The 13,369-nt window shown below is 64.7% G+C and carries 11 protein-coding genes and 1 tRNA gene; 5 read left to right on the top strand and 7 right to left on the bottom strand.

What is annotated here, in order from left to right:
* Positions 1-142 precede the first annotated feature (142 nt).
* A complete protein-coding gene (locus tag AC1RCS_RS24310) occupies positions 143-1,114 on the bottom strand; it encodes a Bug family tripartite tricarboxylate transporter substrate binding protein (RefSeq protein WP_218294926.1) in 972 nt (323 codons plus the stop codon).
* A 370-nt stretch (positions 1,115-1,484) separates the two neighbouring features.
* Here AC1RCS_RS24310 and AC1RCS_RS24305 point away from each other — a divergent pair, with 370 nt between their 5' ends.
* A complete protein-coding gene (locus AC1RCS_RS24305; protein ID WP_492246448.1) occupies positions 1,485-2,591 on the top strand; it encodes a lactonase family protein in 1,107 nt (368 codons plus the stop codon).
* An 81-nt stretch (positions 2,592-2,672) separates the two neighbouring features.
* Positions 2,673-3,665, top strand: a complete 993-nt coding sequence (locus AC1RCS_RS24300) for a Bug family tripartite tricarboxylate transporter substrate binding protein (RefSeq protein ID WP_492246449.1) — start codon at positions 2,673-2,675, stop codon at positions 3,663-3,665.
* A 69-nt stretch (positions 3,666-3,734) separates the two neighbouring features.
* Here the strand turns inward: AC1RCS_RS24300 and AC1RCS_RS24295 are convergent, their stop codons facing one another.
* Entirely contained in the window at positions 3,735-4,034 is a 300-nt protein-coding gene (locus tag AC1RCS_RS24295) for a helix-turn-helix domain-containing protein (protein WP_492246450.1), read from the bottom strand.
* A 236-nt stretch (positions 4,035-4,270) separates the two neighbouring features.
* Positions 4,271-4,600, bottom strand: a complete 330-nt coding sequence (locus tag AC1RCS_RS24290; RefSeq protein ID WP_218294930.1) for an EthD family reductase — start codon at positions 4,598-4,600, stop codon at positions 4,271-4,273.
* Between the two features lie 476 nt (positions 4,601-5,076).
* On the opposite strand from AC1RCS_RS24290, the gene AC1RCS_RS24285 reads away from it, so the two are divergent.
* Complete coding sequence (locus tag AC1RCS_RS24285) at positions 5,077-5,280, top strand: hypothetical protein (protein WP_492246451.1); 204 nt, start codon at positions 5,077-5,079, stop codon at positions 5,278-5,280.
* Between the two features lie 146 nt (positions 5,281-5,426).
* A complete protein-coding gene (locus AC1RCS_RS24280) occupies positions 5,427-6,764 on the top strand; it encodes an immunoglobulin domain-containing protein (protein WP_492246452.1) in 1,338 nt (445 codons plus the stop codon).
* Between the two features lie 569 nt (positions 6,765-7,333).
* On the opposite strand, the gene AC1RCS_RS24275 is transcribed toward AC1RCS_RS24280, so the two are convergent.
* Positions 7,334-7,410: transfer RNA gene (locus tag AC1RCS_RS24275), tRNA-Arg, on the bottom strand.
* Between the two features lie 215 nt (positions 7,411-7,625).
* Between AC1RCS_RS24275 and AC1RCS_RS24270 the strand changes: the two genes are divergently transcribed.
* Complete coding sequence (locus tag AC1RCS_RS24270) at positions 7,626-9,377, top strand: cation:proton antiporter domain-containing protein (RefSeq protein WP_218294245.1); 1,752 nt, start codon at positions 7,626-7,628, stop codon at positions 9,375-9,377.
* A 64-nt stretch (positions 9,378-9,441) separates the two neighbouring features.
* On the opposite strand, the gene AC1RCS_RS24265 is transcribed toward AC1RCS_RS24270, so the two are convergent.
* The 3 genes from AC1RCS_RS24265 to AC1RCS_RS24255 all read right to left on the bottom strand — a co-directional run bounded on the left by AC1RCS_RS24265 (position 9,442) and on the right by AC1RCS_RS24255 (position 13,332).
* Positions 9,442-11,313, bottom strand: a complete 1,872-nt coding sequence (locus AC1RCS_RS24265; RefSeq protein ID WP_370627725.1) for a M14 family zinc carboxypeptidase — start codon at positions 11,311-11,313, stop codon at positions 9,442-9,444.
* A 279-nt stretch (positions 11,314-11,592) separates the two neighbouring features.
* Entirely contained in the window at positions 11,593-12,702 is a 1,110-nt protein-coding gene (locus AC1RCS_RS24260; protein WP_218338908.1) for an endonuclease/exonuclease/phosphatase family protein, read from the bottom strand.
* Between the two features lie 54 nt (positions 12,703-12,756).
* Positions 12,757-13,332 (bottom strand): Rossmann-fold NAD(P)-binding domain-containing protein, encoded by a 576-nt coding sequence (locus AC1RCS_RS24255; RefSeq protein ID WP_492246453.1) that lies wholly within the window; start codon positions 13,330-13,332, stop codon positions 12,757-12,759.
* Positions 13,333-13,369: the final 37 nt, after the last annotated feature.

The raw sequence follows: 13,369 nt of genomic DNA, 5'->3' as shown, positions 1-13,369 counted from the left end.
CTGGGGCGGAATTCACCCTGCTCGTCGAAGTCCGTGATGGGGAACGACAGCAGGCCGGAGCCCATGATGGATTTGAGGTCTTGCGGGGTCATGGTCATTGCAACGAGGGAGAAAGGTGAATGAAACAGGGGGTGTGAAGTGCTCAGTCGAGCTTGATGTTGGCGGCCTTGACCACGCTGGCCCAGCGCGCACGCTCCTTGACGAAGAACTGGTCCTGCTCGGCGGAGGTCATGGTCACCACCTCGGCGCCCTGGCCGGCCAGGCGCGAGCGGATCTCGGGTGCGCGGATGGCGGTGATGAGGGCCTTGTTGAGCTTTTGCACGACGGCATCCGGCGTGCCGCGCGGCAGCAGCACGCCTTGCCAGGTGCCGGACTCGTAGCCGGCCACGCCCTGCTCGGCAATGGTGGGCACGTCGCCGATCAGGGGCATGCGCGTGGACTTGGACACGCCCAGCACCTTGAGCTTGCCGCTCTGCACCTGGGGCAGGGTGGCCAGCATGCCGTTCATCAGCACCTGGGTCTGGCCGGCGACGGTGTCCTGGATGGCGGTGACGCCGCCCTTGTAGGGGATGTACTGCCAGCGCGCGCCGCTGGCGCGCTCCAGCGCCACGCCAGCCAGGTGGGGAGCGCTGCCGGTGGCCGTGACGGCAAAGTTCAGGTCGTTCTTCTTGGAGTAGGCGACCAGCTCCTTGAGGTTGCTCACGGGCACCGAAGGGTGCACCACCAGCAGGTGGGGCGAGTAGGCCAGCATGGTCACGCCACGCAGGTCCTTGGAGGGGTCGAACGACAGCTTGGTATAGACCGAGGGGCTGATGGCCAGCGCGCCCACGTCGCACAGCAGCATGGTGTAGCCGTCCGGCTCGGCCTTGGCGACGAAGTCCGCCCCCAGGTTGCCGTTGGCCCCGGGCTTGTTCTCGACGATGACGGTCTGCTTGAGCGCCTCGGACAGCGACTGGCTGATCGAGCGCGCAATGATGTCCGAGCTGCCGCCTGGAGGGTAGGGCACCACGATGCGCAGCGTCTTTGCTGGCCATTCCGCCGTCTGGGCGGTGGCGGAGGCTGCGGCCAGGGCGGCGGTACAGGCCAGGAGGATGGCGCGTCGGTTCAAGGTCATGGAATGTCTCCGTTGCATGGGTTGTTGTTAGTCATCGTACAACTAGACGCCATCCAAAACAACCGACCAGCCTGGAAATATAGGGTTTACCCTTAAAAAATCAGGGTAAGTACCAAGGTTTTGGGAGGCTGTTTCCTTATGGTGGCAGGGGTTCGGCGCACCAATCGACTGTCAAGAACTTCGGGTAATCCCTTTAGGGTGCCAGGTGGGAGTGGCTCCACAATTGCCTCTTTGTTGTATGACGACATATGACAAAAGACTCCCACCCCGCGCCCGGCAGGCCGTGAAATCGCCCGGCGGGAAACGACCACCATGGCAACGCGAGTGCGCTGTTCCCCAGCCTTCGCCGCCATCTGCCCAAGGAATACGGATGATTGCAGCACTTCGCTCCCGCCGCAGGGCCGCACGGCTGGCGCATGTGGCCGTTGCCGTGGCCGCCGCACTGGCCACGCCGGGCGCCTGGGCCGCTACCTGGGTCTATGTCTCCAACGCGGACAGCCAGGACGTGTCGGTGTTCGAACTGGACCGCAGCGCCGCCGCGCTCAAGCCGGTGGACACCACGCCGCTGGGCGGTATGGCGATGCCCATGGCCGTGAGCCCGGACAAGAAGATGCTGTACGTGGCGCTGCGCTCACAGCCGTTCAGGGTGGTGAACCTGGCGATCGATCCCGCCAGCGGCAAGCTGCGCAAGCTGGGCGAGGCGCCGCTGGCCGACAGCATGGCCAACATCGACACCGATGCCACCGGGCGCTGGCTGTTCGCGGCCTCGTACCCCGGCCACAAGATCACGGTCAACAGCATTGGCAAGGACGGCGCGGTGGGGGCGGTGCAGCAGCTCATTCCCACGGCGCCGAATGCGCATGCCATCCATGCGGATGCCGCCAACCGCCATGTGTTCGCCACCAGCCTGGGCGGAGACAACCTCTCGGCCTGGCGCTTCGATGCCGAGACGGGCAGGCTCAGCGCGCACGAGCCCGCCCTCACCACCGTCGCCCCTGACAAGTCGGGCCCGCGCCACTTCGTGTGGGACAAGGGCCAGCGCTTCATGTATGTGCTCAACGAACTGGACGCCGCCGTGCACGTGCTGGCCTACGACTCGGCGCGGGGCACGCTGCGCCCAGTGCAGCGCGCCACGGCGCTGCCCGCAGGGTTTGCGGGAAAGCCTTGGGCCGCTGACATTCACCTGTCGCCCGACGGCCGCACGCTGTATGCGTCGGAGCGCACTTCCAGCACCCTCAGCAGCTTCCGCGTCGACGCGGTCACGGGCCAGCTGCAGCCGCTGGGCCAGGTGCCCACGGAAAAGTCCCCGCGCGGCTTTGCGGTGGACTCTTCGGGCCGCTTCCTGGTCGCGGCGGGGCAGGAGTCCGACCAGGTGTCGCTGCACCCCATCGACCCCGCCACCGGCGTTCCGGGCACCCCCACGCGCGTGCCAGCGGGCAAGAACCCCAACTGGGTCGAGATCGTTGACCTGCCTTGAGACGGACTGAACCGTGGAAATGCCTGAACGGTTCTTCCATTCGGTCCCGCCATCCACCATCCACAAACCAGGAGACCCTTCATGCAACGCAGAACCCTCATCCACACAGCGGCCCTGGCTGCCGCCGTGGGCCTCATCGGCCTGCCCACCGCCGCCCAGGGCACCTGGCCCACGGGCAAGCCCATCAGCTACGTGGTGCCGTTTGCCGCTGGCGGCACCACCGACACGCTCGGCCGCCTGATCGGCCAGCAACTGGGCACCGCCCTGGGGACCACCGTGGTGGTCGAGAACAAGGGTGGCGCGGCCGGCAGCATCGGCTCGGAAGCCGCGGCGCGCGCCGCGCCCGACGGCTACACGCTGCTGGGCGGCACCGTCAGCTCCCACGCCATCAACGTCAGCCTGTACCCGAAGCTGGGCTACGACCCCATCAAGTCGTTCAGCCCCGTGGCGCTGATCGGCACCAATCCGGTGGTGCTGGTGGTGTCGGCCAACAGCCCGCACAAGACGCTCAAGGACGTGCTGGCCGTCGCCAAGGGCAAGGAGGGCGGCCTGTCGTCGGCCTCCGCCGGCACCGGCAGCTCGCAGCACCTGGCCGTGGAACTGCTGGCCTACAAGTCGGGCGTGAAGTTCACGCACATCCCGTACAAGGGCAGCGGCCCCGCCATCCAGGACGTGATCAGCGGCCAGGTCGACATGATGTTCGACACCACCGTGGTCGCCGCCCCGCACATCCAGAGTGGCAAGCTGCGCGCCATCGCGGTGACCTCGCCCAAGCGCCTGGCCTCCATGCCCGACGTGCCCACGGTGGCCGAATCGGGCGTGAATGGCCTGGCGGACTTCCAGGTGCAGTCGTGGCAGGCGATCTTCGTGCCGGCCGGCACGCCCGCGCCCACCGTCACGCGCCTGCACGACGAGATCCGCAAGATCCTGGCCCAGCCCGACATGCAAAACCGCCTGAAGGGCTTTGGCATGGAGCCGGCCGACATGACCACCGCCCAGATCGCCAGCTTCCAGAAGGCCGAGGTGGACAAGTGGGCCCAGGTGATCAAGGCCGCCAACATCAAGGTGGACTGAGCCACCCGCTGTTTCGGCAATCTCCCTGCAAGCAGTTGGCGGAAGGGTCTTCGGACCGTTCCGCTTTTTTCATGGGGCGACGCCGGATGGGGCCGCACCGGAGCGCCGGGCCAGCACGTAGTCGGGATGCTGCCCCGTGAGCAGCAGGAACATCGCGTAGACGGGCCCCTGCATGTTGCGCTCGTCGGTGGTGCTCTCCAGCGCTTGCCAGGTGCGCGACTGCACGCCCCCCCGGCTGCCGGTCTGCAGCGGATAGCCCATCAATTCCGCGGCCTGGGCCTGGCTGAGCCCGGCAGCGGCGCGGCTGGCCTTGAGCTGGTCGCCGGTGGGCGCGGGCATGTCGAGTGGGATGGGGGTGCTGGTGGTCATGGAGCTGCGGCCTGGAATGTATGTTGCTATTAAATTTATAGCTTGATGCGCAATGCAAACCTGCGCGAGGGCCTATTTTTATCCATGTGGGGCCAGGCAGCGCTGCCGGTTGCCTTCCCCGGCCTTGGACTGGCCGGCCACCGCGTGCCACGTGCTGGCCGCCGTGCCGGGGCCGGGCAGAGCGGTGTGCGCGCCTGCTGCCCAAGGCCGTGCGCGAGCGGCGGATCGACGCGCTCTCAGGCCGTTGCCACCTCGTGCGCCAGCATCTGCGCGAAGTAGGACTCGGGCGTGATGTTGGTGTAGTTGGGGATGTCCGCCGTCAGTTGCGCCGCCGTTTGCCTGGCTGCGGCCTGGGCCTGCTTCAGGTCGCTGAAGAACGCGTTGGTCAGCGCCACCACCTGGCCGGGGCGGGGCTCGCCGGGGTAGAGCACGCGGTCGCTCTCGAGCCGCACCAGGCCCAGGGGCTGAAGCGCCGCGCGGGCGATGCGCATGTGTTCGCCGTGGTAGTAGTCGTGGTTGAACGTGGCGCCTTCGCGCCAGCGGTACACCGCCGTGACCTTGATCATGCCGGCTTCTCCTCAAGTGACCAGCAGGCCGGACCGGGCCCGCTCAAGTATGTAAAGGTAGGTGGAGCGCTTCGTATCTGCAGCCGCATCAGCGACATCCAAGTACCGCATGCAGCCGGCACAGTCATCGCTCGTACCGTCGGGGCGTCCGCGGGATCATCCGTTTCGCCCGCGCTGACGGCGAAGCGTTGCAGCCCACCGCCCAGGACTCCGCTTCAGTGCGCAGACGCTACGCGGCCGGGGTACCTGGGTCTGCTGCGCACACCTTCTTCCACAATGCTGCCGCGTCCATGGCGAGGTCCGTCTCCCGCAATGGGAGCCAGCCGGGAAGGGTGAGGGTGGTTTCCAGCACGGGAAAACGTGGTTCTCGTACTGCTACTGCGCCGACCCAATAACATTTCGTATGCTTGATTTCTGTGATTGCCGGATCTTGGGCTCAGCGCATACTGTGACTTCATTCCTTTCCGGAGCCTTCCATGAGTTTTGTGATCCGCGATGCGTCGCCCAGTGAAAAGCGTGGCAACGCCATGTCCGCAGCCCTTGCCAAGGAGCAACTGGAGTATGCGGTCCAGATCGTGCGCGAGGTTCTGCCTCAGAGTGCGGGAGATGGCGCCTTGATCGGCGCAGTGTTGCAAGCCATTGCCATGAATTACGCTGCAGTTCCTCAGCCCAATCGGTAGAGGGTTCCCGCTGACAGAGGCATGGGCTGGCGGGAGAGTCCGCACAGGCAACACCTCTTGGTGTGTGCAAACGTAAGCAATCTTGCATCTGTTGCGAAATATACGTTGAATTCAATGTAACTCCATCAATGAGTTTTCAAGCGATCATGCAAATCAACATCGTAGGCAAAAAATATCCGCTAGTTAATGCACCCATGAATCGTCGAACCCTCGGGATTCTGACACTTGGCTCAGCGCTTACCGCGTGTGGTGGAAGCGATGTGGAGCTGTCTGCCCCCCAAATCACTCAACAGCCACTTGATCTTCATGTGCGTGAAGGTGATGATGGAATATTGTCTGTAGTGATTCAAAATGAAAATGGGGCAACTTATCAGTGGTTGAGAAATGGGTCTATCATCCCAGGTGCGAATGCGAGAACGTACAAGATTACCAAGGCAAGCATTCTTGATAGAAATGCGAGTTTTTCCGTCGTCATTAAAAATTCAGCTGGCTCCGTTCAATCACGCGCTGGTGTGCTAAAGATAACTCCACTCCCTCGTACTGTGGCGGAGGTCGTGCCTTCCAACTGGTCGGAGAGCTTGCCCTCTGAAGTTCTTTATCGTCGCGTGGGGGCTGCCGGGACAATATATTTTCGAGCACAGGAGGGATCTAATATTTGGTTGGAGCGCTATAGCGTCGATGGTGCGCGGGTTCCTTTCGGAGAGCAGTTGCCGCGTTTGCCTTTGACCTATACTCCCCTCTCCGTCCCGTATACATATGTGACGGTCAGGGAAACCCCCGGTGGGGACGTCTTGGTTGCCGAGGGATTTGTGCGGGGAGGGGGAATAAACTCATTTTCTGGCAACGGTGCACGTATTCGTAAGATCGATCGCTCAGGAAATGCCACTACGATTTTCGAGTCCAGTACGGTCACGCCTACCGCGATGACCCTAGATGCTGTGGGTAACGTATATTTGCTAGATTCGACGACCGGTGAAGTGGTTCGCTTGTCATCCTCGGGTAGTCCAATATATGCAGCCACTATTCCCAATAGTTCTAAATATCCTAATCTTTTCGCATTTTTCAGTGAAATGGAAATAACTGAGGATGGGACGATATATATTTATTCAAGTTGGGATCATGCGAGTGTCGTTCGCTTGCGAGGCAGTCAAGTCGTAGCAATAAATATTGAGCGCTCCATTGGCTCTACGATAACTACAAATATCGCAGGGTTGGCAACATTTGGCCGTGATGCATATGTATTGCATACTGAAACCCTGCCGGGTGGAGGGTCGTCCGAGTTGCTTCGCAAGATCGATGTGGATGGAAATGTCACAACTGCAGCAGGCACCTCAGGCGGTGTCGGCCTTGCGCAATTCGGCTCACCAGGCGTCATTGGCCTCGGATCTTCATTGGCGGGCATATCCCCAGAAGGGGAATTGCATTTGATTCAAAGCCCTGAATCTGCATTCAGGTTCTACAGCATACTCTTGCCTCGGTCATGATAGTAATCAGCAGCCGCGACCAAGGGTAAATGAACACTTGCAGGAGAATCGTTGGGGATTTTTTTCGCGAATCGCTGGGCAATGTTAGTGAGTAGGCCTGAAGTCAGACAGGAAGCGCATGAAGCAAGGCAGGCTGGGCCAGCCATCAAGCCCATATACAAACGCGAATTCCTCTATGCCGTGGAATTGCTGGTTCTTGGGCTGAGCTTCGCCATTGAACTCATCCAAGGCTTTCTACCGTTGGAAGGTGTGCTCGCTGGTCCGCTGGTTGTGATGGCGGTCAGTGCGTTGGACGGTTGCGCGACGCTGACCTGCACCGTGAGCGCTATCCGGTGCTCATCCCGATTTGGTTGCTAGCGGCTTGTGATTGTGGCGGCGTGCGGGTCTCGCGTTCGGGTATTGGCCGACTGCCTCGGGAGGATGCGATTGCGCAGCAGGATATGTGCCGGGCTAGTGTCGCGCTTTCGCTATGCTTCAACAGTGCTGTGGGCTTGCTTGCCCGGCAGCTCGAGACAAAAAACCCGCATGTTAGAAACATGCGGGTTTTGAGGCCGTCTGAAATGCTGGTTTGGCCTGCCCGGAGGGACTCGAACCCCCGACCTATAGCTTAGAAGGCTATTGCTCTATCCAGTTGAGCTACGGGCAGATAGATGGAGATGGGCTTTTGGCGCACGGGGGCCTACTTGCCTTGCGGAAATCTTCCGCAACCGCACGATTGCGCAGAGCGTGGATCATAACCCGTGGCCAGTGCTGCCCTGGACAGACCCGCCCGCGCTGATGCGGTGGTAGCAGGGGCAAGGCGGATGCGGTTATAACGAGGCCACACGCGCTCGCCATCCATTTCCTCGATCTGGCCACACCATGCCCCACAGCGTCACGCTCATACACACCATTGCTGCTGCGCTGGGGCTTGCTTTGGCGTTGGGTTTCGTGGCCGCGCGGTTGCGGCTGCCCGCGCTGGTCGGGTATCTGCTGGCGGGGGTGGTGATCGGACCTTTTACACCCGGTTTTGTGGCGGATGCAGCGATGGCCAGCCAGCTGGCAGAAATTGGTGTGATGCTGCTGATGTTTGGCGTCGGCCTGCATTTCTCCCTGGGGGATCTGCTGGCCGTGCGAAAAATCGCCGTGCCCGGGGCTGTGGTGCAGATGATGGTGGCCACCGCGCTCGGCATGGCGCTGGCCACCTGGTGGGGATGGGGGCTGGGCGGTGCCCTGGTGTTTGGCCTCGCGCTGTCGGTGGCCAGCACGGTGGTGCTTTTGCGTGCCCTTGAAAGCCTGGGTATTCTGGACAGCCACACAGGCCGCATTGCCGTGGGCTGGCTCGTGGTGGAAGACCTGGCCATGGTGCTGGTGCTGGTCTTGCTGCCGCCGCTTGCCGGCTGGCTGGGCGGCAGCGGACCCGATGGCGCCGCGGCGAAGGATGTGGATGGCGCGGCACTGTGGCAGGCCCTGGGATGGACGCTGCTGCAGGTGGGCGGCTTTGTCGCGTTGATGCTGCTGGTGGGGCGCCGCCTGTTTCCGTGGGTGCTCTGGCAGGTGGCACGCACGGGCTCGCGGGAGTTGTTCACGCTGTGCGTGGTGGCGGCCGCCGTGGGCATTGCCTTTGGCTCGGCGGCCCTGTTTGGGGTTTCGTTTGCGCTGGGGGCCTTTTTTGCCGGCATGGTGATGCGTGAATCAGAGTTCAGCCACCGGGCCGCGCAAGAATCCCTGCCGTTGCGCGACGCTTTTGCCGTGCTGTTCTTTGTCTCCGTCGGCATGCTCTTCAACCCGGCCGTGCTGTGGGACCGCCCGGTGCAGGTGCTGGCGGTGGTGGCGATCATCATGCTGGGCAAGACGCTGGCCGCGGCCGCGCTGGTCCTGGCATTTCGCTATCCGCTCAATACCGCCCTCACGGTGTCCGCGAGCCTGGCCCAGATCGGGGAGTTCTCCTTCATCCTGGTGGCGCTGGGTTCTTCGCTGGGGCTGCTGCCACCTGAAGGGGCCAGCCTCGTGCTGGCGGGGGCACTGATTTCGATGGCGCTCAACCCCATGCTGTTCCACGCCATTGCTCCCTTGCAGACCTGGCTGCGCGCTCGCTCGGAGCTGGCGCGGCGGCTGGAGCAGCGGGACGATCCGCTCGCGGAGCTCCCCATGAGCACCGACGCCCGGTATCTCGCTCGGCAGGTGGTGCTGGTGGGCTATGGCAGGGTGGGGCGCCGCGTGGCACAGGTGCTGGTTGCCAATGACATTCCGTTCGTCGTGGCGGAGCAGAACCGTGAACTGGTGGAGTCATTGCGGGAAGCGGGCATTGCGGCGGTCTTTGGCGACGCCGTGGACCCCGCGGTGCTGATCCAGGCCCACATCGCACGGGCCGCGATGCTGGTGATCGCAACACCGGACACGCTCAATGTGCGCCAGATCATCACTACCGCGCGCACTCTCAATCCCCACATCGAAACCGTGGTGCGCAGCCATAGCGGGGACGAGGCCCGCAGGCTGGCGCAGGAATGCGACAGCACGGTGTTTCTGGCCGACGAGGCACTGGCGCAGGCCATGGCCCGCCATGTGCTGGAACGCACGGAGGCCCGCCTCGCACGCCACACCAGCCCGGCATCGCTGCACAGCCGGGTCTAGCTTGGTCTTTGAGGCCTGTAGCGCTTTAGTGGAAAGCGCTGAATGCTATGAATTGCATAGCAAATCAGTCGGTTTCTTCAAATACCAGTGCTGGAGGCGCCATGATGCGCGCCGTGTTCCCCAGCTCTTCGATCAGGTGGTTGGCGAAATAGCTGTTTTGCGTGTCCGGCTCCAGCGCGGCAAGGGCCAGGTTGGCGCGGGGCTGGTTCAGCGGCACGTAGAAGCTGCCCGCGGGCACGTCGATGGCGCTGCGCACGGGCGACACCTGTACACGCACGATTCCTGTGCCACCCGCGATGGTGCCGATCACATCCTGGCGGTCGCCTGCCTCGCGGGCGGTTTCACGGTAGATGTCGGCCAGCGCGGAGCCCGGCTCGGCCACGCGCATGACCTGCAGGCCCAGCAGCCTCAGGCGCTCGACGGCGGCGGTGGAGCTGGCCGAAAGCCAGTAGCCGCAGGGCCGGGCCCGGGTCTTGGTCGGGCGCAAGGTGAGGGAGGAGTTCCAGTCCACGCGGATGGGGCGGTCTGCTCCTGTCTCCGGGTCGAGGAAGTCCAGCTCCCGCTGGGTGGGCGTGGCGGCGGCCTCGATCACGGCCTGGTCGCGGCAGGCGAGGGCACTCACATCCCGCGCGACAAAGGAGCGGACCTGCTCCAGGTTGCCGGCGCGCTCGGCCGTGCTGCGCAGCGCGCTGGCGATGGCCGTGACCTGCGAATGCACGCGGCGCTGGATGTGCATGCGCCCGATGCCCACGCCCCGTGTTTCGATCAGCAGGCTCACCGTGTTCTTCAGGCCGTTCACGTTGCGGCCCGTGTCGGGCTGTGTGCCGCCCATGGAGATGCGCTTGTCCTCCGGATTGGTCGAGGTGGTGTAGTACCAGTCGCTCGTGAGGCCCTGCGCCTTGAGCGCTGCCACCATCGGCTGGTGGTACCACTCCTGCGAGGCCTTGGTCAGGAACTCGGGGTAGTTGGCGGTGGTGGTGTATTGCAGCAGTGCGTCGTAGCGCTGGATGGCATTGAATTTTTGCAGGTAGCGGCCCACCACGGTGTATTCGTGGGCGTCCACGACGAGGATGGGGCGGTAGTCATTGACCACCTTGGCCAGCGCGCGGGCCTCCGGGGTGTTGAGCAGCAGGTGGTCGCGGTTCATGTCCACGCCATTGGCCGTGACACGCGTACCCACGGCCGCGCCGTCGGGATTGGCCCGGGGCACCACCACCACATTGATGCGGTCGAGCAGGGGCTCGAGCAGCCCCTGCACCAGTTCGCGGCTGATCACCAGCAGGGCCTCGCTGCCCGCAGGTTCATCGCCATGCTGTTGCCCGACCAGAACGACCGTCGGCCGGCCGCTCGTGTCCAGGTTGGCGGGTTCGGTGCCAGCGGCACGGGTGACCAGCAGCCCCTGGATGGGCTCCCCGCGTTGGGACGTGCCCAGATGGAGCAACCTGGTGCGCGTGGGGCCGCGGGGGGCCGGTTCAGCCAGCGAGAGCAGCCATTGGCCGAGTTCGGCATTGGTGGTGAAAGCCCGGCGGTCCGGGCCCAGGCCAGGCGTGCTGTAGGCCACGGCGGGGTCGGGGAAGCGGGCTGCCACGGCTGCGCCATAGGGCGGTGCCATGGGGCCTTCGTTTTGGACCACCAGCGCGGCGGGTGGTGGCAGGGGGCTGGCGATGGCCCCCTGACGTTGCGCCTGCGATGCCTGGCCCAGCGGCGTGGGCACCACGGTGCCCTGCTGCACACGCGGCAGCGGGGCCGGTGCGGTGGTCCTGGCGGCAGGGGTGGACGGCCAGGGGGGCAGGGGCGTGCTGGAGCAGGCCGTCAGCAGCACGGCGACCAGCAGCGCCGACGCGCGCAAGGGCATCCGCCTTGTCGAAAAGGCGGGCGCAACCAGGGCGGCAGGGGCGTCCGTTGGGTGGCGGAGAAAAGGGGAATGCATGGTCATGGTGGTTTCTGCCATTGGGAGCCTCGCGGGCGGCTTGTTACGGTGATGTTACCTGCCCGCCCCCGCAGTACCGTGTCAGCGTACATCCCGTTGCAAACACAGGGTTGACACCCGGATTGCCGCTTTTCCACGCAGTTTCACCGGCGACTCTCGAAGGCGCCTTGCCGCAAGCTTGGGTGATCGCGGCCCCTGGGGGCTCAGCGCCACCCCCTGCGAGCGGGCACGTGCCATCCCGCAACCGCCGAATGCGCGCCGGGCCGCGGCGTGCCGTGCCCGCGCTTACATGCCCGGGCCGGAAGCGAGCGGGCTGGATGGAGACTCCGCCGCCGCATGCGCGGCCGCTGGCGCCCCGGGTGCAGCCGTGGTCGCCGGCATCATTTTCAGCCGCAGCAGCGCGCGCACGAACCCGTGGTCCGAACGGGTGCGGTCGCGCCCTTCATGCAGGTGGTCATTGAAATAGTCCACCCGCCGCACGTCGCCGATGCTGTTTCGACCGTTGTGCACGAACTCCTCGCTCACCAGGATCTGGTCGAGCACGCTGGGCGAGCCCTGGTGGATGTGCGAGTACGCCACATCCTTCTTCAGCGCCGCGTCGCCCTGCAGGTCGTAGGCATTGAACAGGGCCACATCGCGGGCGGAGCGGTCGTAGGCGATCTCGTTCGTGGCGCAGATGAGCTGCGTTGTCACGCTGTCGGGCGTGTCGTTGAAATCTCCCATCACCACCAGCGGCACGCTGGTGCGGTGCAGCAGATCGATCACCAGGCAGCGCAGCGCCATGGCCTCGGCGCCCCGCATGATCAAGGAACGCAGGGAGGCCAATGCCATCACCTTGCGGTCGTCCCGGTCTTCCGTCGGGTTGCCCTGCGCATCCTGCAGGAATTTGGGGCGCTTGGACTTGAGGTGCGCGGTCAGCACATTCAGGCGCTGACCATGCTTCATGCGCAGCGTCAGGACCAGTGGCGGCCGCTCAAAGCGCGCATGTACCGCCAGCCCTGGTACATCCACGTGAAAGCCCGGCGGGAATTCCGGGAACGACTGCAAGGCTTCCACCTTGAGCCTCGTGGCGATGCCCACGCGTGGCGTGCCCTGTGCACCGCCATGCGTGGCGTCGTTCTCCGCCCCGGGCACGGCCACGAAGTCGTAGCGCAGGCCGCTGCGGCCGATGGCCCCCTTGAAGGCCGCGTCGTCCCATACCTCCTGCACCGCCAGCACATCGGCATTGAGCATGCGGAAGCGGTCGCCCAGCCAGGTGAGCTTGCGATCAAACTCGGCCTGGGTGTACGGATCCTGGTTCTCATAGAACAGGCGGCCCGGGTTGGCCAGGTTGAGCACGTTGCAGGTGGCCACCATCAGGGTGGCCAGGGGCTGGGGTGGGTCGTTGGGGCGCATGGGCAGAGCATCGCACAAGGATGCCGCGGCTGCGGTCCGCACCGGCTGGCAGGGTCAGAAGGCCCGCAGCGCGTCGCCCGCCAGCACATGCAGTCCGGCAGGGCCTGACCGCACGGCCCGCACGAGCGCCCGCGCCACATCGGTGCCCGGACGGGCGCGGTACTTGGCGGGAATGACCGGATCCAGCCACCTGAACAACTTGATGGAGATGGATTCGGTGGGGCGCTCTGCCTGTTGCAGGGCCTGGCGTTCCCCGATGAGCAGGGAAGGGCGCGCGATCACCAGCGTGGCAAAGTCCAGGCTCTGAAGGTCGCGCTCGACCTCGCCCTTGACGCGGTTGTAGAAGATGCCCGACTGCGCGTTGGCGCCCATGGCGGTGACCACGCCGCAGCGGGTGGCGCCGGCGGCACGCGCTGCGCGGGCGGTGGCCAGCACGGCGTCATGGTCCACGGCGCGAAAAGCGCTCTGGCTGCCCGCGGCAGCCATGGTGGTGCCCAGCGTGATGTAGACCTCGTCAATGGGCGGCAGGGCGGGCAGGGCGGCAAAGTCCACCGCGTGCAAGTGCAGGCGGGGGTGGCTCGTGGCTGGCGCGCGCCGTCCCGTGGCGTGCAGCACATGCACGGCTGCCACGCGGGGGGCGCCTGGAGCGCCCCCTGCCTCATCCGTC

It is taken from the genome of Acidovorax sp. GW823-FHT01C06, assembly GCF_058798375.1.
This window is presented reverse-complemented; position numbering and strand designations above follow the sequence as displayed.

Bases quoted from the DNA above. Each gene is read 5' to 3' on its own strand.
- AC1RCS_RS24310 (WP_218294926.1), bottom strand. From the start codon at position 1,114: ATGACCTTGAACCGACGCGCCATCCTCCTGGCCTGTACCGCCGCCCTG.
- AC1RCS_RS24305 (WP_492246448.1), top strand. From the start codon at position 1,485: ATGATTGCAGCACTTCGCTCCCGCCGCAGGGCCGCACGGCTGGCGCAT.
- AC1RCS_RS24300 (WP_492246449.1), top strand. From the start codon at position 2,673: ATGCAACGCAGAACCCTCATCCACACAGCGGCCCTGGCTGCCGCCGTG.
- AC1RCS_RS24295 (WP_492246450.1), bottom strand. From the start codon at position 4,034: ATGACCACCAGCACCCCCATCCCACTCGACATGCCCGCGCCCACCGGC.
- AC1RCS_RS24290 (WP_218294930.1), bottom strand. From the start codon at position 4,600: ATGATCAAGGTCACGGCGGTGTACCGCTGGCGCGAAGGCGCCACGTTC.
- AC1RCS_RS24285 (WP_492246451.1), top strand. From the start codon at position 5,077: ATGAGTTTTGTGATCCGCGATGCGTCGCCCAGTGAAAAGCGTGGCAAC.
- AC1RCS_RS24280 (WP_492246452.1), top strand. From the start codon at position 5,427: ATGCAAATCAACATCGTAGGCAAAAAATATCCGCTAGTTAATGCACCC.
- AC1RCS_RS24270 (WP_218294245.1), top strand. From the start codon at position 7,626: ATGCCCCACAGCGTCACGCTCATACACACCATTGCTGCTGCGCTGGGG.
- AC1RCS_RS24265 (WP_370627725.1), bottom strand. From the start codon at position 11,313: ATGACCATGCATTCCCCTTTTCTCCGCCACCCAACGGACGCCCCTGCC.
- AC1RCS_RS24260 (WP_218338908.1), bottom strand. From the start codon at position 12,702: ATGCGCCCCAACGACCCACCCCAGCCCCTGGCCACCCTGATGGTGGCC.